Genomic DNA, 25,238 nt, shown 5'->3' with positions numbered 1-25,238 from the left:
CGGGGAAGGCGGGGACAATCGGGCGGTGGCGATGCGGCGGTGGGTGGGTTTGGGGTTCGGGGGGTCCATCGGCGCGGCCGTGGCCATTCAGGCGCGGATCAATGGGGAGCTCGGGCAGCGGCTGGGGGATGGGATCGCGGCGGCCACCATCAGTTTCGGGAGCGGGTTGCTGATCCTGGCCGTCGTGTTCGCGGGCAGCGGGCGCTTGCGTGCCGGGGTCGGGCGGGTGCGGGCCGCGCTCGGTACCGGTGAGTTGCGGTGGTGGCAGCTGCTGGGTGGACTGTCGGGCGCGTATTTCGTTGCGTGCCAGGGGCTTACGGTGGCGACCATCGGGGTGACGGCGTTCACGGTGGCTGCGGTGGCCGGGCAGCTGGTGAGCAGCCTCGTAGTGGATCGGCTGGGGTGGGGTCCGGGCGGACCGACGCCGGTGACGGCCGGGCGGATCGGTGCGGCGGTGCTCGGGCTGGTTGCCGTGCTGCTCGCGGTGGTCGGCCGGAGCGGCGCCGGCGCGGTCGCCGGGCATTCGGCGGCCTCGATGCTGCTGGTGGCGTTGCCGCTGGTCGCCGGCCTGCTGGTGGCTTGGCAGCAGGCGGTGAACGGCCGGGTGGGTGCGGTCGGCGGGCCGCTGTCGGCGACGCTGGGTAATTTCGCGACCGGCACGGCGGCGCTGGTGGTCATCGAGGCGGGCGTGCTGGTCCGGCGCGGTGATCTCGGGCCGCTGCCGAGCGAGCCGTGGCTGTATCTCGGTGGCCTGATCGGGATTTCGTTCGTGGCGCTGGCGGTGCTGGTGGTCCGCTGGATCGGGGTGCTGCTGCTGGGCCTGACCTCGGTGGCGGGCCAGCTGCTGGCGTCGCTGGTGCTGGATGTGGTGGCGCCGACCGGGGTCGCGGTCTCGGCGTCGGCGATCATCGGCTGCGTGCTGACCTTGGTGGCGGTCGCCGTGGCCGCTCGATCGCGCTGATGAAATCTGTTCCCCGGATTCGTAATTCGCTGTCCACATGAGTGTGCGATGGTGCGATCATGGCTATCGACTACGTGGTGTGGGTCGCGCGTCTGGTGCTGGCCGTGGTGTTCGGCCTTTCGGCGTGGGGAAAGCTCGCCGATGGGCCCGGCACCCGGAAGGCGGTGGGGGAGTTCGGGATCCCGCTGACCTGGGTACCCGCGGTGGCCTGGGCGCTCCCGGCGGTGGAGGCCGTGGTGGCGGTGGCGCTGCTGCCGCCGTGGACCGCGGCCGGTGCGGCGCTGGTGGCGATACTGCTGCTGGGGATGTTCACCGGGGCGGTGGTACGACTGCTGCGTCAGGGAAAACGGCCGGTCTGTTCGTGTTTCGGGGCCGCCAGCGCCGCGCCGATCGGGCGGGGCACCGTGGCGCGCAATATCGTGCTGATCGCCCTGGCCGGCGTGACGGCCGTGGCGACGCTGGCGGAGCCGCGGGTGCCGGGCGGTCTGCCGGTGGATCACGTGGTCGCGATGGGGGTGGCGGCCGGATTCGGTGCGGTGCTGGTTTCCCTGTGGGGTGAGCTGCGGGCCCTGCGCCGGCGTCTGGACGAGAAGGTGCTGTCGACCCTGGGGGAGGAGGGACTGCCGCCGGGTGCCGTCGCGCCGGAATTCCAGGTGCTGAGGACCGCGGGCGGCCGGGCCGGAGGCCGCGCTGCGGTATCGCGTGCGCGGGACGTCCTCGGGCGTCCTGATCGATGAGCAGAACCGGGTCGCGGCCGATGCACCGGGCATCGGCCGCGATCACCGGGTCAGGCCAGTTTCTGCGAGCGCAGCTCGTGGCCCTTGGAGGTCTTGCAGCGGCCCGATTCCAGGTCCCACTGCCAGCCGTGCAGGTTGCAGGTGAGCGTATTGCCCTCGACCACACCGAATTTCGACAGGTCGGCCTTGAGGTGGGGGCAGCGGCGCTGCACCTCCCAGCCGTCGAGCTCGGTGGAAGCGGAATCGTCGTGCGCCTCGGCGAACCAGCCGTCGGCGTAGGCGATGCGCTCGTCGGTGAGGCACTTGAAGAAGGTGTAGAGGAATTCGTTGTAGCCGCCGATGCGCCAGGTGGTGAAGCGCGTCGACAGGAAGATGGTGTTCACCCAGTCCGGTTCGTCGTCACGCAGCACGGTGCGCACCAGCTGCGGGTCGATGCGGAATCCGTAGCGGTACTTGCCTTCTCCCTCGATGGGCTCGCGCACCACCCGCTTGGGGAAGTCCAGCACCACGGTCTCCTCGCCCATGACCAGGCCGACCGGGTAGCCGATGCCGTCGCAGATGACATCGCTCTGCGCCATGATCGGCTCGAACTTGGCCTTGAGCGCGGGCAGCAGCGGCTCGCCCTCGGCCGGGGCCCAGGTGGCCTTCTCGGCGGCCAGCACGGGAGCCATGCGCTGGGCCATGGCCTCGATGTAGGCGGCCTTGTCGCCGTAGATGGTGTCCGGGTCGACCGGGTGGGTGAGCGAATTCAGTTCCTTGCCACGCAGATCCGCGGTGGAGCCGGGGATCATGAGCAGCCCGCCCTCGTTGCCGTGGATCTTCATCTGGTCCAGGAAGACGATCTGGTCGGGGAAGATATTGCCCTCGTCGCCGCGGTCGTCGTTGAGGTAGCGCAGCTCGTCGTCGAGGAAGACCGGCGGGCCGGCCGACGGGACGACCCAGGTGGCCCCGACCTGTTCGATGTAGGAGCGGCATCGGTCCATGCCGCGCTGGCGCTTCTGCTTGCCGAAGTTGGCCTTGGTCTTGGTCGGAATGTCGTAGACCATCGGGTACCAGATGGCGCCGGAGTACTGCAGCAGGTGGATGTCCACGTGCCCGAAAGCGTCGTGCAGCACGTCCATGTCGACGGGCCGGGCGTCGTTCATGTTGAAGCACACGGTTTCCCCGTCGGCGACGACCAGGGCGGAGTCGCCGATGGGGCCGTCGGCGGGCGCGCGCAACGCGATGATCATGATGTCCAGATCGCCGCCCGGACCGGTGACGGTGGTCTTGACCGAGTCCTCGGTCTCCACGAACTTGGTGAAGCCGAGCTTCTCGAGCTCTCGCTTGAGGTCCGGCACCGGGTAGTCGGGCAGCAGGACGGTGGCGTCCTTGTTGACCTTGTCGGCCAGATGCTTGGCGTCCCAGTGGTCACGGTGCAGGTGCGAGACATAGAGGAAATCGCAGTTGCCGAGCTCGTCCCAGTCCAGCTGGGTGTTGTCGGGGAACGGGAACCACGATCCGAAATAGGCCGGATTGACCCACGGATCGCACAGGATCGTTCCGGCAGCGGTTCGAATGTGGAATCCGGCGTGTCCGACGCTGGTGATCTGCACGAGCTTCATTCCTCCCTGACCGTTACCAGCCACCCAGAGTACTGGCTAGCCGGGGACGTCGCCGATGCAGTAACCCTCGGAGCCCGACTTCAAGGTGTATATCTGCTTTGTCTGGTTCCCGGTGCCGTCCGGATCCCAGATCCGGCCCGCGGCGCAGACCAGCGCCGGCAGCCGTCGGCCAGTTCGTCCAGTCCCCTTCCCCGCAGGTCGGTTTTCCACTCGTGTGAAGCTCTTTCAGTCTGGGGAAGTCACATCGACTGATTTGCTGTTGCCGGGATCACTGGATGCCGCGCGGGCAGCGACTACGCTAGCGGAACTGTGGAACCCGTCTACTACCCCGTCATCGGGCTCGCCCGCACGATCTTCGCGCTGCAGGGCCTGAAGTTCACCGTCAAGGGCGACGAAAACATTCCGGCGACCGGTGGCGCGGTGATCGCGATCAACCACACCGGGTACATGGACTTCACCTACGCCGGTCTGCCCGCGCGCGCCACCGGGCGCTATATCCGTTTCATGGCCAAGAAGGAAGTCTTCGACAATTCCATCTCCGGCCCGATCATGCGTGCCCTCAAACACATTCCGGTGGACCGTGCGGCGGGTGCGGAGTCGTACCACGAGGCCGTCAACCGCCTGCGCGCCGGTGAACTGGTCGGCGTCTACCCCGAGGCCACCATCAGCCGCAGCTTCGAACTCAAGGAGTTCAAGTCCGGCGCGGCCCGCATGGCCATCGAGGCCGGCGTCCCCATCATCCCCACCGTCATCTGGGGCGCCCAGCGCGTGTGGACCAAGGGCTTCCCGAAGCGCCTGGGCCGCACCAACACCCCCATCTCCATCGCGGTCGGCAAGCCCATCCAGCCCTTCGAACCGGCCTCGGCCCTGACCGAGCAGCTACACAAGACCATGTCGGAAATGCTCCTGGACCTGCAGAAAGACTACGTCCACGAGCCCGGCGCGTACTGGGTGCCCGCGCGCCTGGGCGGCAGTGCCCCCACCCTCGAAGAGGCCAACGCCATGGACGCCGCCGAAGCGGAGGAGAAGGCCGCCCGCCGCGCACAGAAGCCGACCGAGTAACACGGCCCTACGTTGAACGGCCTGCTACGGGGAATCGGAGCCCCCGGAGCAGGCCGTTTCCGCTTCGGGCACGGAGCCCGGATGGCTTCGGCTCAGCTCGGGTCGGAGCCGCGAACAGCCGCCAGCCAGGTGGCCGCTGCCGCCGCGACCAGCGTCGCGACCACGAATGCCGGCCATCCGCCGCCGGCGGAGTACACCCACAGCAGTCCCGCGAACGGCCCGACCACTGCGGACTGCGCATCCAGCAAGAGCCCCCGCCCGATCCCCGTCCGCCCCATCGCCTCCGGGTCCGGCCGCACCGGATTATCGATCAGCTTCCCCACCGGCTCCGAATCCCGCAGTCGCCCAGCCGGATACATCCGGTGCCCCCCGACATGTACAGCCCGACCGGCCAATTCGGCCGTGTCCTGCGTGAGCGTCACCAGCGCCGGATCGAAATACACCGGCAGCCAGTGATTCTTCCCCCCGATCGTGAACTCCAGCCACGACCGGCTGACCAGCCGATGCTGCTGCCGCACCCGCCGCACCGCCACCTCCCGGCGCTCCTGCCCGGCGGGCAACCCCCCGGGCAGATAACCCAGCGCGACAGCGAACCGAAACCCGCTGTAGCCCAGGACGAGCACGGCCGTGGTACCCAGCATGGCCACCTGCTCCGGATCAGCGAACGGGACCCAGGCGAGGGTGATCGCCAGGGTCCCGATCGTCACGAGCGCCGGATAGGCCAGGGGATGGCCCGTCCGGAGGTTCACTTCAGGAAGCCAACCTTCAGGTAATCGGCGGTCGCCAGGCCGAATGCGCCCCAGTTGGCCAGGTCGGTGCGGGCGGCGTGGGTGCCGGACGCCTGGTTGAACAGCATCGAATGCCCTTCGTCCCAGATCATCTTGTCGGCTTTGTTGGCCAGTTCGACGGCCTTGTCCGGGTTCAGCTCCGCCATCGCCTGATCGATGACCGCGTTCAGTTCCGGCGAACCGAGACGAGACTTGTTGCCCTGCCAGTTGTTCGGGTCGTAGTAGTAGAACTGCTTCAATGCCCCGATCGGCAGCACGCTGGTGCTGCGGCTCCACTGCGCGAGATCGTAGTTACCTGGGTCGATGACATTGGTGAACAGGCCGGTGCCGGGGACGGTCTGGATGTCCAGCTTGACGCCGATCTTCTGCAAGTCGGCCTGGATGATCTTGGCGGTGTTCACCCAGGAGTCCTGCTGATACATGACATCCCGGATGATCAGCTTCTTGCCGTCCTTCTCGCGCACGTCACCGTTGCGGATCCAGCCGAGGGCATCCAATTCCTTGGCGGCCTGGTCCAGATTGAAGGCCACGTTCTGCGAATTGTCCTGGTAGCCCTTCTGACCGTCGATGTAGACATGGTTGTTCAGCGGCTTCGGGTTGTCGACGATCCCGTGCTGGCTGGTGTCCACGATGGTCTGACGGTCGATTGCCTTGGCAATGGCCAGCCGCAGCTTCATGTCCTCGAACAGCGAGCCGGGCGCACCATTGAACGCGATGAAGCTGTAGGTCGGCTCCGCGGCCCGCCGGATTTCGACGCCGGGCGCTTGACGTGCACCCGTGACGGCCTCGAGCCCGGAGACATAGGCCTCATCGAGTTCGTTGTTCTGGATCGCGGGCACGATGGCGGAGTAGTCGAGCACACTGAAGGTGATGTTGTCCAACTTCGGCGCGTCACCCCACCATTTAGGGTTGCGGCTCAACGTGATCCGGTTCTGGGTGCGGTCGATGTTGGTGATCATGAACGGGCCGCCGCTGACCGGCAGCGAGTTGCGTGCCCAATCGTTGAAGGCCTGTGGGGTCTCGGTGTCCGCCTTGGGGAACAGCTGGCCGAACAGGCTCTGCCACTCGCCGTAGGGCTGGGCGAAGGTGACGACGGCCTGGCGGTCGTCGACGCCTCGCTCGACCTTGCCGACGTGGTCATAGCCCGAGGTGGAGGCCACCTGGTACTCGTTGTTGGTGCCGTTCGAGGCCTGCCACTGCGACTTCATGTCCTCCCAGGTGATGGGAGTTCCGTCGGTCCACACCGCCTTGGGATTGATGGTGTAGGTGACGACCTCCGGGTTGGTGGAGGTCAGCGTGATGTCGGTGAAGAAGTTGTGGTTGACGGTGAGTTCGCCGGCCGCATTGCTGTCGAACGCCACGGGCAGCGTCGGCGACACGACATCGGAGGTGTCCTGGGTATTTCCATCCACGTGCAACGCGTTGAACGAGGCTGGGAACGAGGTCAGAGACAGTCGGAGGTTGCCGCCGTCCTTCAGATCCGAGACCGGATGCGGGTTGATGGCATTGGTCGTGCCGAGGGTCGCGGTTCCGCCTTCGGTACTGCTGGAACTACACCCCGTCACGACCAACCCGAGAGCGACCATCGGGATCGCGAGTCGAATCATGGTCGAACGTATCCGCATGGACCGCTCCTTCCGCCGCTGACGGCTGTCGAAACTCTTGGCCGGGCCTATTTCAAGAACCCGATCGCGGTGTAGTCGTACGAGGCCAGCCCGGCGGAGCCGAAGTTGGCCAGGTCGGACCGTACCCCGTAGTTACCTTCATCCTGCATCAATGGCAGCGAGTGGCCCTCCTCGAAGATCTTGCGGTCGACCTGATTCGCCATCTGGATGGCCTTGTCCGGATCCAGTTCGGACAGGGTCTGGTCGATGAGGGCGTTCAGTTCCGGCGATCCGATGCGCCCGTAGTTGAGCTCCAGGTCATTGGGGTACAGCCCGAAAATCTGCGGGATACTGCTGAATACGAAGGCATCGCCGGAGAGGGAGAACTGGCAGACGTCGAAATCCCCGGGTTGGATGACGTCGGTGAAGAAGCGTTGCGCCGGGCGGGCGTCGATGGTCAGCTCGACGCCGATCCGGCGAAGGTCCTGCTGGATCAGCTTGGCGATCTGAACCCAGGTGTCATCGTTGTAGAAGACGTCCCGGATCGATAGTTTCTTGCCGTCCTTTACCCGATAGTCGCCCTGTTTCACCCAGCCGAGCGCATCGAGTTCCCGGCCGGCGGCGTCCGGGTCGAAGCCGAGACTGTTGTCCTGATAGCCATGCTGCCCGCGCAGGAAGACATGATTGTTCAGCGGCTGTGGGTTGTCGACCAGCCCGTTCTGCATGGTCTCGGCGATGCGCTGCCTGTCGATCGCCTTCGAGATGGCGACGCGTAGTTGGGGATCGGCGACGATCGAGCCCGGTGCACCGTTGAAGGCGAAGTAGCGCCACCGGTTCAGCGGTGCGTGGCGGATGGACACACCCGGCACCGAGCGGAGGTTCTGCAGATCGCCGACCGTGCTGAGCAGCGCCGCGTCGAGTTCGTTGTTCTGCACCGCCTGCGTCCACGCGTTGCGGTCCAGTACCCGGATTGTGACAGTGTCCAGCTTGGGAGCGTTTCCCCACCATTTGGGGTTGCGGGCGAGCGTTATCAGGCCGCCGGTGCGGTCGATGGATTTCAGCACAAACGGTCCGGCGGAGACCGGGAGCCCGTTCACCAGTGACTTGTTGAACGAATCGGGGTCGGCTGTCACCGATTTCGGGTACAGCATGGCGTTGCCCGCGAACTGTCCACGCCAGTCGGCGTAGGGCTTGTCGAAGGTGATGACGGCCTGCCGGTCGTCGGGGCCGCGCTCGACCTTCGCCACCCGGTCGAAACCGTTGCTGATGGCGATCTGGAAGTCCTTGTTCCTGCCTTTGAGCGAATTCGCTTCGGACGCAATGTCTTCCCAGGTAACAGGGGCGCCGTCGGACCACACCGCCTTGGGATTGATGGTGTAGGTGACCACCTGCGGGTTGGTGGACGTGAGCTGCACGTCGCTGAAGAAGTCGTGGTCGACGGTGAGGTTGCCTGCGCCGTCGGTGTCGAAAGATCGCGGCATCAGGAATCGGAGGATGTCCGCGTAATCACCGTCATTGCCGTCGATCTGGAGGATGTTCCAGTTCACGGGGACTTCGGGGGTAGGCAGCCGGAGGTTCCCGCCGTCCTTGATGGCGTCGCGAGGATGGGGATTGATGTCGGACACGGTGCCCAGCTGACCGGTCCCGGTCGGGGCCGGGGTGCCGCCACTGCACGCCGCCAGCGCCAGCCCGCTCGCGAGAACCATTGCGGCGCATGCTCGTCCATTCCGCATACGACACCCTTCCTATCGGGTCGCCACCGGTACCGGCACCGCGTCGATCAGTGCGCGGGTGTATTCGTGCTCCGGACTGGCGAAGATTCGTTCCGCCGGACCGTATTCGACGATCTGCCCGCGGTACATGACTGCAATGTCGTGGGCAAGGTTCCGCACCACCGACAGGTCGTGTGAAACAAACAAATACGACAGACCACGCTCGGTTTGCAGGTCGCGCAACAGGTTGAGTACACCGGCCTGAATGGAGACGTCCAGTGAGGAGACCGGCTCGTCGAGCACCAGCAGCTCCGGATCCAGGGCCAGCGCACGCGCGATATTGATGCGCTGCTTCTGGCCACCGGAGAAGTCCGCCGGGTACCGGTCTGCATGTTCGGGCCGGAGCCCCACCTGCTCGAGCAACTGCGGTACCCGCCGGTTGATCTCCTCGCGGGACCGCCCGTCGATGCGCAGCGGTTCGGCCAGCGCATCCGAGATCGGCAGGCGCGGATCCAGCGATGCCGATGGGTCCTGGAATACGATCTGCATCTTCCGGCGGATGCTCCGGCGCTGCTGCTTCGTCAGTGCGGCTACGTCACTCCCCAGGATTTCGATGCTGCCGCCCTCCGGCCGCAACAGGTCCATGATCTGGGTGAGCGTCGTCGACTTACCCGAGCCGGATTCGCCGACCAACGCCAAGGTGCGGCCTGCCCGCACCTCGAAACTGATGCCATCCACCGCCTTGACTTCGCCGACCCGGCGACGGAACACCACACCCTTGGTGAGTGGGAACGTCTTGCGCAGGTCGGTCACCTTCAGCACCACGTGCGAGGAGTCCACTTTCGCGATCTCCTCCGGTACCTCGATCTCCTTGCGATAGGCCGTGAACAGTTCCCGGCTGCCCACCTCCGCGGTCCGGATGCAGGCCGCTCGATGCCCGGGCCCGGTATCCTGCAGCGGCGGTTCGGCCGCGCGGCACTCGTCGATGGCGACAGGGCAGCGGGGCGCGAAGGAGCAGCCCTGTGGCAGGGCGTGCATGGCCGGTGGGTTGCCGACGATCGGGATCAGCGGGGTCCGTGCGGGCCCGTCCATGCGGGGGATGGAGCCCAGAAGCCCGACCGTGTAGGGCATCCGGGGCGCGGTGAAAAGCTCCTGCGCAGGTGCTGTTTCGACGATCCGGCCCGCGTACATGACCGCCACCCGATCGGCCAGCGTCGCCGCGATGCCCATGTCGTGGGTGATGAAAATGACGCCCGCACCGGTGATGTCGCGCGCCTTGCGCAACAGGTTCAGGATCTGCTTCTGCACGGTCACGTCGAGTGCCGTGGTCGGTTCGTCGCAGATGATGAGTTCGGGATCATTGGCGATGGCCATGGCGATGACAACGCGCTGGCGCATGCCGCCAGAGAATTCGTGCGGAAATGCCTTGGCGCGCTGGACCGCATCCGGAATTCCCACCAGGTCGAGCAGTTCCACCGCCTTGGCGGCGGCTTCCTGCTTGCTCATCTTCCGGTGCGCCAGCAGGGCTTCCGCGATCTGGTCGCCGATGCGGTACACAGGTGTCAGTGCGGAGAGCGGGTCCTGGAAGACCATGGACACCTTGCTGCCGCGCAGGACGGACATCTGTTTGTCGTTCAGCCCCAGCAGTTCCCGGCCGCGCAGCCGGATCGATCCCCGCACGCGCGCCTGCTCCGGCAGCAGGCCGATGACGGCCATCGCGGACACCGACTTGCCGGAGCCCGATTCGCCGACGATCGCCAGCACCTCGCCGTCATTGACCGTGAAGTTCACCCCGCGCACGGCATCGACGCGGCCCTCCTCACCGGGGAAGGACACACGCAGGTCGGAGACTTCCAGCAGCGGCGCGGTCGTCCTTGCCGACGGTGCGGCCGTATCCGCCCGCTCGGCCGAGTCCTGGCTCATTTGTGGGCCTTTCGTGCCTGCTTCGCCCGCGCTTTCCTGGCGGTCGGGTCGAAGGCGTCGCGCAGTCCGTCGCCCATGAGGTTGGCGGACAGCACGATGATCACCAGGAACGCGCCGGAGAACATGAACGTCCACGGGTAGGTGAGTGCGTTCTTGGAGTAGTCGCCGATCAGCGAGCCCAGCGATACATCGGGCGGCTGGACACCGAAACCTAGGAAGCTCAAACCGGTTTCGGCCATGACGGCCCCGCCCACGGCGAGCGTGGTGTCGATGATCAGGATCGAGGCGATGTTCGGGACGATGTGCGTGGTGATGATCGTCCACGTGGAGGCGCCCATATACCTGGCGGCGCGTACGAATTCGCGATCCCGCAGGGTCAGCGACAGTCCGCGAACGATGCGTGCCGAAATCATCCAGCCGAAGGCCGCGATCAGTACCACCAGCAGTACCACCGAGCTGTTGCCCTTGGTCTTCGGGGCGAACAGCGCGATGAAGATGAAACTGGGTACCACCAGCAGCAGATCGACCAGCCACATGATCGCGCGGTCGGTCCAGCCGCCCAGCAGGCCCGCCACCGAACCGGCGATGGTCGCGATGATCGCCGAGATGATGGCCGCGCCGAACCCGATCACGAGGGACTTCTGCAGGCCGTGCAGGGTCTGTGCCAGCACGTCTTCACCCAATGAGGTGGTGCCGAACCAGTGTTTTCCATTGGGCGGCTTGAGTTTCGCCGTGGTGTCGATGTCGGTGTAGCTGTACGGCAGGAAATGTGGGACAGCGAACGCGATCACGAACAGCAGGATCAGCACGATCGCCGCCGTCACCGCGATCTTGTTGCGCAGGAACCGCCGCCACACCAGCTTCCGGCGGCCTGCGGCGGCGATCTGTGGCGCGCCCTGGACGATGGTCTCCACCTCGGTCATCAGACACGCACCCTGGGGTCGAGAATCGCGTACACGATGTCGGACAGCAAGCCGGACAACAGGATCACCAGCCCTGCGAAGAGCGTCACCGTCAGCACGACATTGATGTCCTGGGCGTGGATGGAGTCCACCAGCCACTCGCCCATACCGTGCCAGCCGAAGATCTTCTCGGTGAAGGTGGCGCCGGTGACGAGTCCGCCGAAGCTGTACGCGAACAGTGTCGCCATGGGGATGAGCGCGGTGCGGAGCCCGTGCTTGAACAATGCGCGGGTCCGGGTGAGGCCCTTGGCACGGGCGGTGCGAATGAAATCGCTACCGAGCACGTCGAGCATCGCATTGCGCTGGTAGCGGCTGTATCCGGCCATCGCTCCCAGCGCCAGGCCAAGGGTCGGGATCAGCATGTGCTGGGCTCGGTCGACGATCTGGTTCCACAGCCCGTGCACGGCCGTCGCCGAGGTCTCACCGGTATAGAGGAAGATCTGCTTACCCATGGCCAGATTGATTTCGAGCGCACCGTATTTCAGCAGCGTCGCGAGCAGGAACACCGGTGTCGACAACAGCAGCATCGACACGATGGTGCTGAAGTAGTCGCTGAACTTGTACTGCCGGATGGCATTAGCCGCACCGATCAGCACACCGAGCACCGTGCCCACCACCGAACCGATCACCAGCAGCCGGAGACTGACACCGATGCGGCGGCCGAGCTCATCTTTGACCGGCTGCCCGGCCAGGGTCTTGCCGAAGTCGCCGTGGACAACCCCGCCCGCCCACGCCAGGTACCGCGTCGGAATCGGATCGTTCAGATGCAATTCCGCCCGTTTCGCGTCGATCACCGACTGCGGCGGCCGCGGATTGCGTTGCTCCAGATAGTCCAGCGGGGTGAACGTGAGGGACGCCACCGTGAACACCAGGAACGACGCCAGCACCAGCAGCACGACATAGTTCAGCGCACGTCGCAGCAGAAAACCGGCCATCATTCCCTTTCGGGGTCGAGTTCTGACCCAGATCATAGGGAGTGAGAAGCGTAAACGCGGGGTACGGACCGCGGACGCCGCGGCAATCCGTGTGTTATTGCGCCCGTCCTGGTTGGTATGGGGGTTGCGAGGTGGTGTGGTGCGGGGCGGTGTCCGAAAGATCTCGTTTGTACGGCGGGGTCCGGAATCCACGGGCGCGGCGGTTGTGGCTCGAGGCAGGATGGAGTAGGTGACGCTCTTTCACCTGCCCAAACCCAAGATGGTCGCCTCCGATGTGGACGGCACGCTCATCGACCACCGTGAGCAGGTGAGCGCCCGCACCAAAGCCGCCATCAACGCCCTCATCGCGGACGGGGTGCCGTTCGTGCTCGCTACCGGAAGGCCGCCGCGCTGGATCGATCCGGTCGTCGATGGGCTCGGCTTCTCGCCGCTGTGCGTGTGCGGCAACGGTGCGGTCATCTACGACAGCGCCGCGGATCGGGTGCTGGACACCCGCACCCTGGATATCGAAACCCTCACCTGGGCCGCGGATCTGGCCGAGCGCCTGCTGCCGGGCTGCGGCCTGGCCGCGGAACGGGTCGGTTTCAGCGCGCACGACGCGGCCACACCGCAGTTCGTCAGCTCGCCCGAGTACGAGCACGCCTGGCTGAATCCGGACGACACCCAGGTCTCCCGCGCCGAGGTCATCTCCGCGCCCGCGATCAAGATGCTGATCCGCCTACCCGGCGCCGCCAGCGGGGATATGCGCGCCGCGCTGGACCCGCACCTGGCCGGCCGCGCGGACCTCACCTACTCCACGGACAACGGCCTGATCGAGCTGTCCGCCCCCGGCGTCACGAAGGCCACCGGCCTCGCGACCATCGCGCAGCGCCTGGGCGTCCAGCACAGCTCCCTCATCGCCTTCGGCGACATGCCCAACGACGTCCCCATGCTCCTCATGGCCGGCCACGGCGTCGCCATGGCCAACGCCCATCCCGAGGCCATCGCCGCCGCCGACGAGGTAGCCCCCTCCAATATCGAGGACGGCGTCGCCCGCACCCTCGAACGCTGGTGGTCCTGAACAAGATCAGGGAGTTCTCAGTGCGGGCATTCGGACAGAATTCCGCGCTGAGAACTCCCTGACCCTCTAGTTGGGCGCGGGGATGGGGGCGACCTGGGCTGGGGTGCCGGGGGCGGGAATGGGCTTGCCGGGGATGGGGTCCTGGACGGCGCCGTAGTTCTTCAGGACGGTGGTGACAATTCCGGTGAGTTTGTCGAAGATCAGGGCGCCGTTCTGGAAGTCGGTGCGGACGCCGTCCTGGACCGGATATTCATTGCTGGTGGGCATGCCGAGAAGCCCTGTGCCCGCACCCAATTGCAGGAAGCGCTCCAGGATCTTCCCGACCACCGAGAAGATCTGACCCGTCGGCGAGGAATACACGTAGCCATTGGTGAATTGGCCGTACTGGCCGCCGTCCGCCAAGGCGATCGGTTCCGCTTTCGGTTGTCCCAGTGGGCCGTTCGCGCCACCCTGATCGTTCCAGTAGCGGGCCACCGGACTGCGGTCGAGCATGCTCAGGATCTTCTGGGTGAGGTCGGCCAGGGCGGCCAGATCCAACTGGTTGTCGACGTCGGGGGCGGGTGCGGGCTGCGGATTGCCCGCGTTCTGGCCGGGCCGGACCCGCGTCGGACCGGGTTGCTCGGGCGTGTTCGTCCCTGCCGCCACATCCTCGGCGATCTGCCGGATCCTGTCCATCAGGGCGTAGACGGCGTCACCCGGGCAGGTGGTATTGCCGACATCGCGGTGCGCGAAGATGTTCGGTAGATCGACCGCTTGTCCCAGAGCGTATTTCGTGTAGTCGCTGCCCTCCGAGTACATGGTGGTCCGGCCCTCGGGATCGATACCCGCCACCTTGGCACGCCAGCCGATGTACTTGCCGATCGCCTGGATGGACACGTCCGTCGGCGCCTCGTCCTCGTAGTCGCCCATCAGCGCGACACCGGCGGTATTGGTATTGAAGCCGCCCGCGTGCGCGCCCTCGACCGGCCGATCCAGGCCGCCGTAGCGACCCTCGAAGATCTGCCCGTACTTGTCGACCAAGGCGTTGTAGCCGATGTCGCACCAGTCCAGCGTCTTCGCGTGATACGAGTAGATGGCGCGCACGATGCCCGCGGACTCGGCCTTGGTGTAGTCGTTGCGACCAGCGGTGTGGTGCACCGTGATCGCGGAGACGCCGTCGTCGTAGGTGGGTTCCTCGCAGCGCAGCGATTCGTCCGCGCCCCACTGCGCGCGAGTGATCACCTTGGGCCCGCCGCCGGGCAGCGGCTCCGCCACTGTCTGCAGGTTCTCGTCGATGCTGCCGCGGCCCGGATCGATCAGCACCGCGGCCAGCTTCTCCAGTTTGATCTGCGCCGGATCGGCCGAACCGTCGTCCAGCGGTGTGGGTTCGGCGGGTGCGGCGGCCGGCTTGCGGGTCACCAGCATCTGCACGGTCTTGGTATTGCCGACGTAGACCGGCTCGGTGCCGGTGCGCTTGCCCGGCGCCGGATGGTCCTTGCCGTTCTCGGTTTCGGCGTCGTACCAGGGTCCCCAGGTGCCGTCGGGGCGCTGAGCGCGGAGCTTGGTGGTGGTGCCGGCCAGGTCCGGCGCGGTGAGCGCGACCATGCTGAACGGGGTGTCCCGGGTCAGCTCCTTGACCTGTGCACCGACTTTGTCGACCAGATCGGTGGGCACCGCGCCCGCGTTCAGCGCGGGGGTGCGCAGGTCACCGGTGAGGCCGGGCACGGGGTGCGGGCCGGGGGCAGCCGGATCATCGGCGGTCGGGATCGGAGCCGGAACCCCGGAATCGGCTGGGGCGACGGGTGTTCGACTGCCGGGATCGGGTGTGGTGGCGGAAGTTACTGGCGCGGACGGGGTTTCGTCGCCCGGTGGCCCGGGGACCTCGGGCCCGGGTTCGGCGATGAAGCCGGGCGCGCCCGCGACCGGGGGGGAGCCGGGGGTGATGGGGGTGGCGTTGGGGAGCGATCCCGGCAGGGTGGGGCGGGCCGAGCGCGGCGCGGTGGCGGGCACCGGCTGCTGCTGCGAGTCGTTCAGCCGCGGTAGTGGGATCTCGCTGGGTAGTTGGACGCCCGGAATGAGATTCGGCGGGATCGGAATCGACTTGGGCAGCGGCAACATTCGCAGATCGGACAGGTGCAGATCGGGCAGGTCCAGCCCGGTCAGCTCGCGCAACGGCAGCACGATGTCGGGCGCCGAGGACAGCGCGACCTCTGCCATTTGTGCAGGTATAGCTGCCCAGTTGCTTTCATCGGTGTTCCGGACATCCCGGGAATCGCTCAGCGCCAGAATGCCGACGGGAGCGGACAGCGCGAGGACGGTGATGACCGGGAGCGTATAGGCAGGTTTCGGTTTGCGATACGGCACAAGCATCTCCCATTCAGGTAAATCCGTCTAACCGCGCCCGGAGCACAAGCTTGCTACTTGGCGCATCAACGATCACACTAGTCCCTACTGTCACATTGTCTGAACGTAAGGTTGAGGCTTAGTTTTTTGGGTAACTCGAATGTAGCTTCGGCTCTCGACAGAACGGGTATGACATGCCGAACGGGTACCTAGCCGAGCGCCGTAGACGGCGCGGTCTGCTCACCCTCTCCCTCGCTGTCACGGCCACCACCGGCGGCACCGCACTGCTGTTCTGGGCCTGGCCCGACAATGCCTTCCTCTTCACCGCCGGCGCCGGTCACGGGCGCGGTCTGAGCCAGAACGGCGCCTTCGACAAGGCCGTCGCGGGCTGGAACGCCGACCGCATCCTGGCCAACTACTACTCCGGAGCCGATCTCGCCGACGTCGGCCGGACCACGGTCCGCGTCCGCCTCATGGAGCAGGACGACAAGACCCTCGACCTCGGCTCCGACTCCGTCTTCTACGTCGCCGGCCGCCGTGTCATCCCCGGCCAGGCCGCGCATCTGACCCCCACCGCCACCGGCGCCGACGTCACCATCACCCAGGGCTGCGGCGGAGACACCCTCTGGGAGGGCAGCACCGACGACCCGTGGGCCTACCCCGTCACCGACGGCACCGACCGCCCCGCCAATGAACAGCTCGCGATCTGCGGCGGCAATGCCTACCGCGGCGTCCTGGGCGTCGCCCTCGACGATGGCTCCCTCCGCACCGTCAACGAGCTCGACCTCGACGACTACCTCAAGGGCGTCGTTCCCGCCGAAATGGTCCCCGGGTGGGCCGACCAGGGCGGTACCGAGGCCCTGCGCGCCCAGGCCATCGCCGCCCGCTCCTACGTCCTCGCCGAAGACCGCTACTCCTACGCCCAGACCTGCGACACCACCGACTGCCAGATGTACCTCGGCACCGACAAGGAAGACCCCCGCACCACCAGCGCCGTCGAGGCCACCTCCGGCCGAGTCCTGGTGCGCGACAACCGCCTCCTGCGCGCCGAATACTCCGCCGCCCCCGACGGCGGCCTCCCCACCCCCGCCTCCGCCATGGAGGTCGGCCCCGCCCTCACCGACTTCCCCGCCGCCGTAACCCCCGGCGACCCCAACCTCCCCTTCCTCAACCCGCAGTCACCCCAAACCCAGCCCACCTCAACGGAATCCGACCCGGCCGCGCCCACCACCCCGGACGCCACCACCCCGGACCCCGTCACCCCGGGCACTGCGACCCCGGACGCGACGGTCCCGACCTACACCGACCCGACCAACACGGTCCCGGGCACCCGAGCTCCCGTGACCCCGGGCAATGTCACCCCGGCGACCCCGGTGCGCCCCACTCCCGACAACCGCTCACGGGTCACCATCCCCCTGCCGTCCCCCGGCAGCGCCGACCCCAACCCCACACTGTCCGACCCACGCACCGCCCCGGCCCCGGCCGGCTCGGGCCCGAGCAACCCGGTGATCCCGGCCGCGACTCCGGCTCCCCGGACCGTCTCCACCCCCACCCCTCAGACCTCCCCGGCCCCGGCCTCGGCCAACGCCCCGGCCCCAGCCAACGCCCCGGCCCCAGCCAACGCCCCGGCCCCGGCCGATGCTCCGGCCCCGGCCGATGCCCCGGCCCCGGCCAACGCCCCTGCCCCGGCCAACGCCCCGGCACAACCTGTCCCTCCCGCCTTGGCGCACTAGCGTTTTCGGCCCGCAGTTCAGTCCAAGGAGAGGTCGCCGAGGGATTCGGCGAACTTGCGGAGTAGGGGGATGAGGGCTGCGCGGTCGGTGGGGGAGAGGTCGGCCAGGAGCCGTTGCTCATTGTCCATGTGCAGAGGGAGGATTCGGTCGATCAGGGCTCGGCCGGAGTCGGTCAGGTGGACCTGGATGGCTCGGCGGTCCTTGGGGTCGGGGACGCGTTCGACCCAGCCTTTGGCGGTCAGGCGGTCGATGCGGTTGGTGATGGCGCCGGAGGTGATCATGGCGGCCTTGTTGAGAGCGCCTGCGCTGAGGCCGGATTCGTTGCCGGAGCGGCGGAGGGTGGCGAGGACGTCGAACTCCCAGCGTTCCAGGCCCTGGGCGCGGAAGAAGTCGGAGAGCTCGCGGTCGACCATGCGGCCCAGGCGGGCGAGGCGGCCGAAGATCTCCATGGGGGAGGTGTCGACGTCGGGGCGTTGCTGACGCCAGGCGGCGGTGATCTGGTCGACGGCGTCGGGCACCGGCGGGCTCCTCTCGGGGCGGAATAAATCTCAACATTGAGATACTTGACGGTGAGGTATCTGGATGGTGTTATCTCAACGTTGAGATTATCAATGAGGAGCTATCGATGACCACCGCACGCGCCGGAGCCGCCGGACTCGCCGGGACGCTCGCCCTCACCGGGCTCGCGCCACTGGTCTGGGGGTCGACCTACGCCGTCACCACGACGTTCCTGCCGCCCGAGCGGCCCATGTTCACCGCGCTCATGCGGGTGCTGCCCGCGGGGCTGCTGTTGCTCGCCATCACGCGGAAACTGCCGCACGGGCAATGGATTCCACGCGCGCTCGTGCTGGGCGGGCTGAACATCGGAGTATTCACCGCGCTGTTGTTCGTGGCCGCCTATCGGCTGCCGGGCGGAGTGGCGGCGGTGCTCGCCGCGGCCGCGCCGCTGTTCGCGGTCGGTTTCGCCGCACTCGGTCTCAATGAGCGACTCACCGTGCGCAAGGTGGCAGCGGCGCTGATCGGGCTGGTCGGCGTGGCACTTGTAGTGCTCAGGGCCACAGCCACTCTCGACACGATCGGCATCATCGCCGGACTGCTGGCCGCCATCGCCATGGCCGCGGGCACGGTGCTGACCAAGCGCTGGGGACGGCCCGAGGGCATCGGCCCGCTGGCCATGACGGGCTGGCAGCTCACCGCGGGCGGACTCCTGCTGCTGCCGGTCGCCGCCATCGCCGAGGGCGCGCCGCCCGCGCTGGACGGCCGGGCCATCGGCGGCTACCTCTACCTCGGCCTGATCGGCACCGCCGCCGCGTACGCGCTGTGGTTCCGCGGCATCGCCAAGACCAATGCCACCTCGGTGGCCTTCCTCGGCCTGCTCAGCCCGCTGTCGGCGGCCGTCATCGGCTGGGCCGCGCTCGGCCAGACGCTGGCCCCGCTGCAGATCCTGGGTATGGCCATCGCACTGGGCGGCACCCTGCTCGGCCAGACCGGATCCGCTCCCCGCGCAACGGAACCCGCGCCGCAAACCGATGACGACAATCCCAAGAACCGCGTCGCGGCTTGACCCGAACCCTCGATAAGGAGCGAAAGACCATGCAGATCACAGTGTTCGGAGCGAGTGGAGACGCCGGCAGCCGGGTCGTGGCCGAGGCGCTGAGCCGGGGCCACCGGGTACGGGCGGTCGCCCGCTCCGCCGAGCGGCTGCGGGACCTACCCGCGCAGGTCGAGGTGTGGACCGGCAATGCCGCCGATCCCGCCGATGTCGAGAAGGCGGCGGCCGGCAGCGATGTCGTTGTCAGTGCCACCCGCCCGGTCCCGGGCCGCGAGCATGAACTGGCCGAGGTTGCCGCCGCGCTGCTGGAAGGCCTGGCGGACAGCGGGATTCGGCTGTTGGTGATCGGCGGCGCGGGCAGCCTCACCGTCGCTGGGACCGGCAAGACCCTCACCGAGCAGCCGGGCTTCCCGGCCGAGCTGGTGCCCATCGCCGAGGGCGGCAGCCGCCAGCTCGAGGTGTTCCGGACGACCGCGCACGCGGTGAACTGGGCCTACGTCAGCCCGGCCGCACTGTTCGAACCCGGCGAGCGCACCGGCGTCTACCGCCTCGGCCGGGACGACCTGCTCACCGACGACCAGGGCAATTCGGCGATCTCCATGGAGGACATGGCCATCGCCCTGCTCGACGAGATCGAGCAGCCCGCGCACCACCGGACCCGGTTCACCGTCGGCTACTGAAAAACCGCACGACACAACCGAACACCTGCCGAATGCGCCGCGGGGCGTGACCGGACTACCCGGTCACGCCCCGCGGCGTAGCACTGTTTTGGAGATCAGGCGACGTGGAAGCCCGCGCCCGCACCGCCGTGGCGGTCGATATCCGCCAGCACGGTGCTGATATTGGTGGCCAGCTCCGGCTCGTGGATCAGGTTGCCGCCCCCGGTGCACAGCGGCAGCTCGATGCTGACCGGCCCGGCGTCGAAGTCGGTACCCGCCACCACCATGCCGATCAGCTGGTCGCCGCGCAGCACCGGCGCGCCGGAGTCACCGTGGTTGGCGCACACCTGGCTGCGGAAGTAGGTGGACTTGGTCTCCCAGACCGGGCCGCAGGTGAAGCCGGTGGTGCGGCCGTTCTTGCAGACGTTCTCCCCGATCTGCGGCGGCGCGCCGACCGAATTGATGACCGACTGCGCGACCTGACGGGTCGGGTTCACCCGGTCCGGGTTGAACACGATGATGCCCCAGTCCATCTCCTCGCTCTTCTCGGCGACGACGCCGATGCCCCCGGAGCGGGTGTACTCGGCCGCGACACGCGCGCCGACCTCGCCGCAGTGGCCGGCGGTCAGCCCCACGAGCTGGTTCTTGTTGTCGTAGCCGATGGCGGTGATGGTGCAGTCGTTGACCGAGCTGGAGTCGGTGAGGTCCTCGACGTAGACGCCGGAACCACCGCCGAGCACCACCGGTGCGGCCGCGTCCGCGGGCCCGGCGAACAGGAGCGTGGAGCTCACGGCGGTGGCGGCCACGGCCGCCCAGGACAGAACTCGGGCGCGGCCCGCAGACAACATTGGGTTTTCCTCATCCCCCGAATATCGAAATTCGTGCGCGCGCGGAAATCGGGAGTCCGGTAGCGCGCGCGTGGAGCATGTCACGCCCGCCTACCCGGCGCAAGTCACGTCCGGCCCGACCGATTCGATGGCCTATTCGGAAGGCTTTGCCCGCCAGCAGGTTCCGGCGCGAAACCGACTTGGCCGTGTCGGTGGCCCGTGATAGAACTCCGGCAGTGGTGATCGCACCACCGGAGTGCAAGCGGAGCGGCCATTTTCGCCGCTGCCGAATGGGGAGAATTTCTAATGGCTTTTTCGGGCAAACTCGCCCTGACCATGTTCGTTTCCGCTGCCGCGGTACTGGTTTCGACGGTGGGGGCCGGCGCCGCGAGCGCCGAGCGCGGACCGGACGGCTCACTGTACGGCTCGCTCGCCATGAGCACCGACGGCGGCACCTTCTACGGCGCGGCCTGGAACTACCCGAGCTGGGGCGGCTCCGACGCCGACGCGCTGGGCCAGTGCGGGCACCGCGGCTGCAAGATCATGGTGCAGTTCCGGGACGGCTGCGGCGCCATCGCCGAGAGCGACGACCACACCTACTACTACGGCGGTTCGGGCAGCAACCGCGCCGACGCCGAGCAGGACGCCATGACCCGGCTGACCAACTGGATGCCGTCGCCGCCGGCCATGTTCGGCAGCTCGGCCCCGGCGAAGCAGGGCGTGCACATCCGCTACACCCAGTGCACCGACGGCGCCTAGGCTTGACCTTGACGCAACGTCAACTTGCATCCTGAATTCGTCGAGGAGAACGAGGGGAAACGAAAGGCCTGAACGTGGCAGCCGAATGGTCCATCCAGGAATTGGCCAAAGTGGCCCGAACCACCAGCCGCACCCTGCGGCATTACGGTGACCTCGGGCTGCTGCCGCCCAGTCGGATCGGATCCAACGGCTATCGCTATTACGACCAGGAATCCCTCGTACGGTTGCAGCGCATCCTATTGCTCCGGGAACTCGGCCTGGGCCTGCCGGCCATTGCCGAAGTCCTCGCCGGGCAAAAGGACACCGCTGCCGCCCTGCGCACCCATCTGGAATTGCTGAAACACGAGCAGGACCGGATCGCGCGCCAAATCACCTCGGTGCAAACAACATTGCGTAAAACGGAAGCAGGTGAGCAACTGATGGCGAACGAGGTATTCGACGGATTCGACCACGCCCAGTACCAGGACGAGGTCATCGAACGCTGGGGCAAGGACGCCTGGGACAGCGGCAACCGCTGGTGGAACTCCATGAGCGAGGCCGAGAAGAAGGCCCACCTCCAGACCCACGTGGATATCGCCGCCGATTACGGTCGCGCCCGCGCGGCCGGAGTCCCGGTCGACAGCGACGAGGTACAGGCGATCGTGCAGCGCCACTACGACTGGCTCGGTACGACCCCGACGGGCGGACCCGTCAGCGCCCAGTACTTCAACGGTCTCGGTGAAATGTACGTAGCCGACCCGCGATTCGCGAAGAACTACGACAAGCACGGCGAGGGAACCGCCGAGTACGTCCGCGACGCGATCCGGATGTACGCCGCCACCCGGTTGTAGCCGGAACCCACCTCCGCAGCCCTTTCGGTCATGGCCGAAAGGGCTGCCGTCGTCACCGGCCCGGCACCGGACGAATCGTATTGCGGATGTCTGCGGAGCCTCGGATCACGGTGTGCACCAGAGCCTTCCGGGTCGACACCGGATGGTCAGCCGCCCAGCCCGGTGAGTTCGATTTCCATCTCGAACGGCTGGGTCGTCCGCAGCAGTTTCCGGTGGACGTCGACGGGGGAGTACTTACCGGTGGTGTCGTCCAGCCGGAAGGTGTAAACGGCGGGTTCGAAGTCCTCGGATTCGATTCGCCAGAAGTACGGAATCCCGGCGCGGGCGTAGTCCATGGGCCGGATCATCCGATCCTTCCGGCGAGTACCCGGCGAGACGATCTCGACTGGACTGCATGTCCACTGACCGGAAAGCGAACAGCCGCCCGGTCTTTCGACCAGGCGGCTGCGGTGCTCTCAGCGGCGGATCAAGCCGCGCACATGGACTGCATGACGCCCCGCAGGATCGGCGCACCATAGGTGGTGGGCGCGAAGGCGATGGCCTGGGCGATGCTCAGCGGGGTCAGGATGGTGTCGGCCACCCCCGTCCAGCCGGCCGCCGTATTGCCGACCGTCAGCAGCAGGCTGGTGGTGTCCAGAGCGAAGGTGATGAGCGCGAAGACGTTCTCCACCTTCACATCCGCCAGCGGCACGGTGTTCAGTGCGCGGCCCTCGTAGATGTCGAAGCCCAGGTTGGCCAGGAAGGTGAGTGGGCCGTAGTCCAGTGCGTCCACGATCGGCCCGAGCTGCTCGGTGCGGCGCAGCATCATGATATCGGCGACCCGGTTGTCGTGCAGGAAGCCCTGCAGCGCAGCGGCATTGGCGTTCACGGTTGCCGGATCGACGGGCAGCCCCGCGGCGGTGGTGAGGAAGCTGCGGGTGCGCTCGACCAGGTTGGAGGTCGTCAGCTCGGCCAGCGGGGTGCAGTTGCCGTCGGTCTTCACCAGCTGGTTGGCCAGATCGATGAGCGGCTGCGGCACGTCCACATGCTCATCGGGCAGGTCCAGCTGCAGCTTCTGGTAGACGCCATTGGCATTGCAGCCCAGCGACAGCTGCGATTGCACCGCCCTGGCCAGCGACTTCACGCCGTTGAACAGTTCGCCCACGATCGGCGAGAGCACAAAGCCGACAGTCGGCACCAGACTGGCGGCGAACTCGGCCGGGATCTTCACGATCCGGGTGGCGAGGATGAACACCTCGACCACGTCCTTCACCTTCAGCTGCGAGATCGCGATGGCCCGGTTCAGCCGCCCGGTCCGGATCGCGTCCAGGTTGTTGACGATGTAGGTGACGATCGGGTCGTCGAGGAACTGGGTGCGGTCGTTCACCTCGTCCGGACTCAGCGGCAAGCCGTCGCGGTGCACGTGGATCGTCGCGATGTTCTGCCGGAAGTCGTTGACCGCCTGGTCGTAGGCGGTCTGCTGGCCGGCCGGGACCACGGTGCGGACAGCGGTGGCGGCCGCGGTGATGACATCGTCGAAGGTGGCCGCGGACTTACCGCAGACATCCCCGGCGTCGGTGATTTCGGCGGCGGCGAGGGTGTCGCCCTCGTCGGCGTGGGCGGGCGCCACACCGGGGACCAGTGCGGCGGTGCTCATGACGGCGGTGATGGACAGTGCACCCACTAGTGGGGCGAATCGAGCGAAGCGCAATTACGTGGTCTTCCGGGTCGGGCGAGGGGCGCTGCCGCGCATAGCACACGACAACAAACTGGTCGGATGTTTAGTTTTAGGGTGGAGATGTAATACAGCTCCTGTGACGCCGCTGTCTGCGCCTTCATGAACTCTGCGCAAAAATCTTGCGACCAATCTCACTCGGCAGGATGGCCTGCGTCACTCTACGGAGCCCCGCGTGGGGTCGGTCACCGCCCTCCGCAGCGCCGCCGCATCGACTCGGCACCGAGCCCGTCGGCCTTCGCCGCCGGAGCCCACGCGCGCCGCCCGGCCATGCCGGTAGTCTGGGCACCCGTGACCGTCGCATCCCCGTTCGATCTCATCGTCGTCGGCTCCGGCTTCTTCGGGCTGACCATCGCAGAACGCACCGCCAACCTGCTCGGCAAGCGAGTTCTGGTGGTGGAACGCCGCTATCACCTGGGTGGCAATGCGTACTCCGAGGCGGACCCGGAAACCGGCATCGAAATCCACAAGTACGGCGCCCACCTTTTCCACACCTCGAACAAGCGCGTGTGGGATTACGTCAACCAGTTCACCGAGTTCACCGGCTACCAGCACCGCGTCTTCGCCATGCACAAGGGCCAGGCGTACCAGTTCCCCATGGGACTGGGCCTGCTGTCGCAGTTCTTCGGCCGCTACTTCACCCCGGACGAGGCCCGCGCGCTGATCTCGGAGCAGTCCGCCGAGATCGAGACCCAGGACGCCACCAATGTCGAGGAGAAGGCCGTCTCGCTGATCGGGCGCCCGCTCTACGAGGCGTTCATCCGGGACTACACCGCCAAGCAGTGGCAGACCGACCCCAAGGAACTGCCCGCCGGCATCATCACCCGCCTGCCGGTCCGCTACACCTTCGACAACCGCTACTTCAACGACACCTACGAGGGCCTGCCGAAGAACGGCTACACCGCCTGGCTGTCGAAGATGGCCGAGAACGACCTCATCGACGTTCGCGTGGACACCGACTGGTTCGAGGTGCGCGATGAGATCCGCGCCCAGAACCCGGACGCCCCGGTCGTCTACACCGGCCCGCTGGACCGCTACTTCGACTACGCGGAGGGCGAGCTCGGCTGGCGCACCATCGATTTCGAGACCGAAGTACTGGAAACCGGTGACTTCCAGGGCACCTCGGTCATGAACTACAACGATGCGGACGTCCCGTTCACCCGCATCATCGAGCCGCGCCACTTCCACCCCGAGCGCGACTACCCGACCGGCAAGACGGTCATCATGCGCGAGTTCTCGCGCTTCGCCCAGACCGGCGACGAACCGTACTACCCTATCAACACCCCCGACGACCGCGCCAAGCTGCTGGCCTACCGGGAGCGCGCCCGGGCCGAGACCACCGAGGCCAAGGTGCTGTTCGGTGGCCGCCTGGGCACCTACCAGTACCTGGACATGCACATGGCCATCGGCGCGGCGCTCAGCATGTTCGACAATGTGCTGCGCCCGCACCTGGAGTCCGGTGCGCCGCTGGTGGATCAGGAGGCCTGATGAGCC

The 25,238-nt window shown here is 67.0% G+C and carries 22 protein-coding genes; 10 read left to right on the top strand and 12 right to left on the bottom strand.

Annotated features, from left to right (window positions below):
* The first annotated feature begins 31 nt into the window (after nucleotides 1-31).
* Nucleotides 32-961: a DMT family transporter gene (locus ACIRRA_RS07290; RefSeq protein ID WP_402764851.1), complete on the top strand. Its 930-nt coding sequence runs from the start codon at nucleotides 32-34 to the stop codon at nucleotides 959-961.
* Between the two features lie 59 nt (nucleotides 962-1,020).
* The gene (locus tag ACIRRA_RS07285; protein WP_402764316.1) at nucleotides 1,021-1,698 is read left to right on the top strand and encodes a MauE/DoxX family redox-associated membrane protein; all 678 of its coding nucleotides are present in this window, start codon (nucleotides 1,021-1,023) and stop codon (nucleotides 1,696-1,698) included.
* 50 nt (nucleotides 1,699-1,748) lie between these two features.
* Here the strand turns inward: ACIRRA_RS07285 and ACIRRA_RS07280 are convergent, their stop codons facing one another.
* Nucleotides 1,749-3,293 (bottom strand): Rieske 2Fe-2S domain-containing protein, encoded by a 1,545-nt coding sequence (locus tag ACIRRA_RS07280; RefSeq protein WP_356996322.1) that lies wholly within the window; start codon nucleotides 3,291-3,293, stop codon nucleotides 1,749-1,751.
* A 318-nt stretch (nucleotides 3,294-3,611) separates the two neighbouring features.
* Here ACIRRA_RS07280 and ACIRRA_RS07275 point away from each other — a divergent pair, with 318 nt between their 5' ends.
* Complete coding sequence (locus ACIRRA_RS07275) at nucleotides 3,612-4,364, top strand: lysophospholipid acyltransferase family protein (protein ID WP_402764313.1); 753 nt, start codon at nucleotides 3,612-3,614, stop codon at nucleotides 4,362-4,364.
* A gap of 92 nt (nucleotides 4,365-4,456) precedes the next feature.
* Here ACIRRA_RS07275 and ACIRRA_RS07270 read toward each other — a convergent pair whose 3' ends face one another.
* From ACIRRA_RS07270 to ACIRRA_RS07245, 6 genes are read right to left on the bottom strand one after another with little or no spacing between them, the layout of a single operon-like run.
* A complete protein-coding gene (locus ACIRRA_RS07270) occupies nucleotides 4,457-5,113 on the bottom strand; it encodes a hypothetical protein (protein WP_402764310.1) in 657 nt (218 codons plus the stop codon).
* Complete coding sequence (locus ACIRRA_RS07265) at nucleotides 5,110-6,777, bottom strand: ABC transporter family substrate-binding protein (protein WP_402764308.1); 1,668 nt, start codon at nucleotides 6,775-6,777, stop codon at nucleotides 5,110-5,112. Before ACIRRA_RS07265 ends, ACIRRA_RS07270 begins: the two co-directional genes overlap by 4 nt.
* 47 nt (nucleotides 6,778-6,824) lie before the next feature.
* The gene (locus tag ACIRRA_RS07260; RefSeq protein ID WP_402764306.1) at nucleotides 6,825-8,462 is read right to left on the bottom strand and encodes an ABC transporter family substrate-binding protein; all 1,638 of its coding nucleotides are present in this window, start codon (nucleotides 8,460-8,462) and stop codon (nucleotides 6,825-6,827) included.
* 39 nt (nucleotides 8,463-8,501) lie between these two features.
* Nucleotides 8,502-10,391: a dipeptide ABC transporter ATP-binding protein gene (locus ACIRRA_RS07255; RefSeq protein WP_402764303.1), complete on the bottom strand. Its 1,890-nt coding sequence runs from the start codon at nucleotides 10,389-10,391 to the stop codon at nucleotides 8,502-8,504.
* Nucleotides 10,388-11,314 (bottom strand): ABC transporter permease, encoded by a 927-nt coding sequence (locus ACIRRA_RS07250; protein WP_402764300.1) that lies wholly within the window; start codon nucleotides 11,312-11,314, stop codon nucleotides 10,388-10,390. Before ACIRRA_RS07250 ends, ACIRRA_RS07255 begins: the two co-directional genes overlap by 4 nt.
* Nucleotides 11,314-12,288: an ABC transporter permease gene (locus ACIRRA_RS07245; protein ID WP_402764297.1), complete on the bottom strand. Its 975-nt coding sequence runs from the start codon at nucleotides 12,286-12,288 to the stop codon at nucleotides 11,314-11,316. The genes ACIRRA_RS07250 and ACIRRA_RS07245 overlap by 1 nt, the downstream gene beginning before the upstream one ends.
* 259 nt (nucleotides 12,289-12,547) lie before the next feature.
* Here ACIRRA_RS07245 and ACIRRA_RS07240 point away from each other — a divergent pair, with 259 nt between their 5' ends.
* Nucleotides 12,548-13,348 (top strand): HAD family hydrolase, encoded by an 801-nt coding sequence (locus tag ACIRRA_RS07240; protein WP_402764849.1) that lies wholly within the window; start codon nucleotides 12,548-12,550, stop codon nucleotides 13,346-13,348.
* Nucleotides 13,349-13,414: 66 nt separating this feature from the next.
* Here ACIRRA_RS07240 and ACIRRA_RS07235 read toward each other — a convergent pair whose 3' ends face one another.
* Entirely contained in the window at nucleotides 13,415-15,544 is a 2,130-nt protein-coding gene (locus ACIRRA_RS07235; RefSeq protein ID WP_402764294.1) for an N-acetylmuramoyl-L-alanine amidase, read from the bottom strand.
* Between the two features lie 320 nt (nucleotides 15,545-15,864).
* Between ACIRRA_RS07235 and ACIRRA_RS07230 the strand changes: the two genes are divergently transcribed.
* Complete coding sequence (locus tag ACIRRA_RS07230; RefSeq protein WP_402764292.1) at nucleotides 15,865-17,403, top strand: SpoIID/LytB domain-containing protein; 1,539 nt, start codon at nucleotides 15,865-15,867, stop codon at nucleotides 17,401-17,403.
* A gap of 17 nt (nucleotides 17,404-17,420) precedes the next feature.
* On the opposite strand, the gene ACIRRA_RS07225 is transcribed toward ACIRRA_RS07230, so the two are convergent.
* Nucleotides 17,421-17,921: a MarR family winged helix-turn-helix transcriptional regulator gene (locus ACIRRA_RS07225; RefSeq protein ID WP_402764289.1), complete on the bottom strand. Its 501-nt coding sequence runs from the start codon at nucleotides 17,919-17,921 to the stop codon at nucleotides 17,421-17,423.
* A gap of 107 nt (nucleotides 17,922-18,028) precedes the next feature.
* Here ACIRRA_RS07225 and ACIRRA_RS07220 point away from each other — a divergent pair, with 107 nt between their 5' ends.
* Together ACIRRA_RS07220 and ACIRRA_RS07215 are read left to right on the top strand one after the other, a co-directional pair.
* On the top strand, nucleotides 18,029-18,967 hold the full coding sequence (locus tag ACIRRA_RS07220) for an EamA family transporter (protein ID WP_402764287.1): 939 nt from the start codon (nucleotides 18,029-18,031) through the stop codon (nucleotides 18,965-18,967).
* Between the two features lie 29 nt (nucleotides 18,968-18,996).
* Complete coding sequence (locus ACIRRA_RS07215; RefSeq protein WP_402764284.1) at nucleotides 18,997-19,635, top strand: NAD(P)-dependent oxidoreductase; 639 nt, start codon at nucleotides 18,997-18,999, stop codon at nucleotides 19,633-19,635.
* 95 nt (nucleotides 19,636-19,730) lie between these two features.
* On the opposite strand, the gene ACIRRA_RS07210 is transcribed toward ACIRRA_RS07215, so the two are convergent.
* Entirely contained in the window at nucleotides 19,731-20,462 is a 732-nt protein-coding gene (locus tag ACIRRA_RS07210) for a S1 family peptidase (RefSeq protein ID WP_379438613.1), read from the bottom strand.
* Nucleotides 20,463-20,747: 285 nt separating this feature from the next.
* On the opposite strand from ACIRRA_RS07210, the gene ACIRRA_RS07205 reads away from it, so the two are divergent.
* Nucleotides 20,748-21,200, top strand: coding sequence for a DUF4189 domain-containing protein (locus ACIRRA_RS07205; RefSeq protein ID WP_356996226.1), 453 nt, complete (start codon nucleotides 20,748-20,750; stop codon nucleotides 21,198-21,200).
* A 74-nt stretch (nucleotides 21,201-21,274) separates the two neighbouring features.
* Nucleotides 21,275-22,030, top strand: a complete 756-nt coding sequence (locus ACIRRA_RS07200; protein WP_402764280.1) for a MerR family transcriptional regulator — start codon at nucleotides 21,275-21,277, stop codon at nucleotides 22,028-22,030.
* Between the two features lie 146 nt (nucleotides 22,031-22,176).
* Here the strand turns inward: ACIRRA_RS07200 and ACIRRA_RS07195 are convergent, their stop codons facing one another.
* Both ACIRRA_RS07195 and ACIRRA_RS07190 read right to left on the bottom strand, forming a co-directional pair.
* Nucleotides 22,177-22,410, bottom strand: a complete 234-nt coding sequence (locus ACIRRA_RS07195) for a hypothetical protein (RefSeq protein WP_402764847.1) — start codon at nucleotides 22,408-22,410, stop codon at nucleotides 22,177-22,179.
* Between the two features lie 86 nt (nucleotides 22,411-22,496).
* A complete protein-coding gene (locus tag ACIRRA_RS07190) occupies nucleotides 22,497-23,666 on the bottom strand; it encodes a hypothetical protein (RefSeq protein ID WP_402764277.1) in 1,170 nt (389 codons plus the stop codon).
* Nucleotides 23,667-24,035: 369 nt separating this feature from the next.
* Here ACIRRA_RS07190 and glf point away from each other — a divergent pair, with 369 nt between their 5' ends.
* On the top strand, nucleotides 24,036-25,232 hold the full coding sequence (gene glf, locus ACIRRA_RS07185) for a UDP-galactopyranose mutase (protein ID WP_402764274.1): 1,197 nt from the start codon (nucleotides 24,036-24,038) through the stop codon (nucleotides 25,230-25,232).
* The last annotated feature ends 6 nt before the right edge of the window (nucleotides 25,233-25,238 follow it).

The organism is Nocardia sp. NPDC101769, from assembly GCF_044766925.1.
Lineage (GTDB): Bacteria > Actinomycetota > Actinomycetes > Mycobacteriales > Mycobacteriaceae > Nocardia.
This window is presented reverse-complemented; position numbering and strand designations above follow the sequence as displayed.

Coding starts and splice junctions, on each gene's coding strand:
- ACIRRA_RS07250 (WP_402764300.1), bottom strand. CDS start 11,314: ATGACCGAGGTGGAGACCATCGTCCAGGGCGCGCCACAGATCGCCGCC.
- ACIRRA_RS07205 (WP_356996226.1), top strand. CDS start 20,748: ATGGCTTTTTCGGGCAAACTCGCCCTGACCATGTTCGTTTCCGCTGCC.
- ACIRRA_RS07265 (WP_402764308.1), bottom strand. CDS start 6,777: ATGCGGATACGTTCGACCATGATTCGACTCGCGATCCCGATGGTCGCT.
- ACIRRA_RS07245 (WP_402764297.1), bottom strand. CDS start 12,288: ATGGCCGGTTTTCTGCTGCGACGTGCGCTGAACTATGTCGTGCTGCTG.
- ACIRRA_RS07210 (WP_379438613.1), bottom strand. CDS start 20,462: ATGTTGTCTGCGGGCCGCGCCCGAGTTCTGTCCTGGGCGGCCGTGGCC.
- ACIRRA_RS07255 (WP_402764303.1), bottom strand. CDS start 10,391: ATGAGCCAGGACTCGGCCGAGCGGGCGGATACGGCCGCACCGTCGGCA.
- ACIRRA_RS07190 (WP_402764277.1), bottom strand. CDS start 23,666: ATGAGCACCGCCGCACTGGTCCCCGGTGTGGCGCCCGCCCACGCCGAC.
- ACIRRA_RS07230 (WP_402764292.1), top strand. CDS start 15,865: ATGCCGAACGGGTACCTAGCCGAGCGCCGTAGACGGCGCGGTCTGCTC.
- ACIRRA_RS07220 (WP_402764287.1), top strand. CDS start 18,029: ATGACCACCGCACGCGCCGGAGCCGCCGGACTCGCCGGGACGCTCGCC.
- ACIRRA_RS07240 (WP_402764849.1), top strand. CDS start 12,548: ATGGTCGCCTCCGATGTGGACGGCACGCTCATCGACCACCGTGAGCAG.
- ACIRRA_RS07290 (WP_402764851.1), top strand. CDS start 32: ATGCGGCGGTGGGTGGGTTTGGGGTTCGGGGGGTCCATCGGCGCGGCC.
- ACIRRA_RS07235 (WP_402764294.1), bottom strand. CDS start 15,544: ATGGCAGAGGTCGCGCTGTCCTCGGCGCCCGACATCGTGCTGCCGTTG.
- ACIRRA_RS07260 (WP_402764306.1), bottom strand. CDS start 8,462: ATGGTTCTCGCGAGCGGGCTGGCGCTGGCGGCGTGCAGTGGCGGCACC.
- ACIRRA_RS07215 (WP_402764284.1), top strand. CDS start 18,997: ATGCAGATCACAGTGTTCGGAGCGAGTGGAGACGCCGGCAGCCGGGTC.
- ACIRRA_RS07285 (WP_402764316.1), top strand. CDS start 1,021: ATGGCTATCGACTACGTGGTGTGGGTCGCGCGTCTGGTGCTGGCCGTG.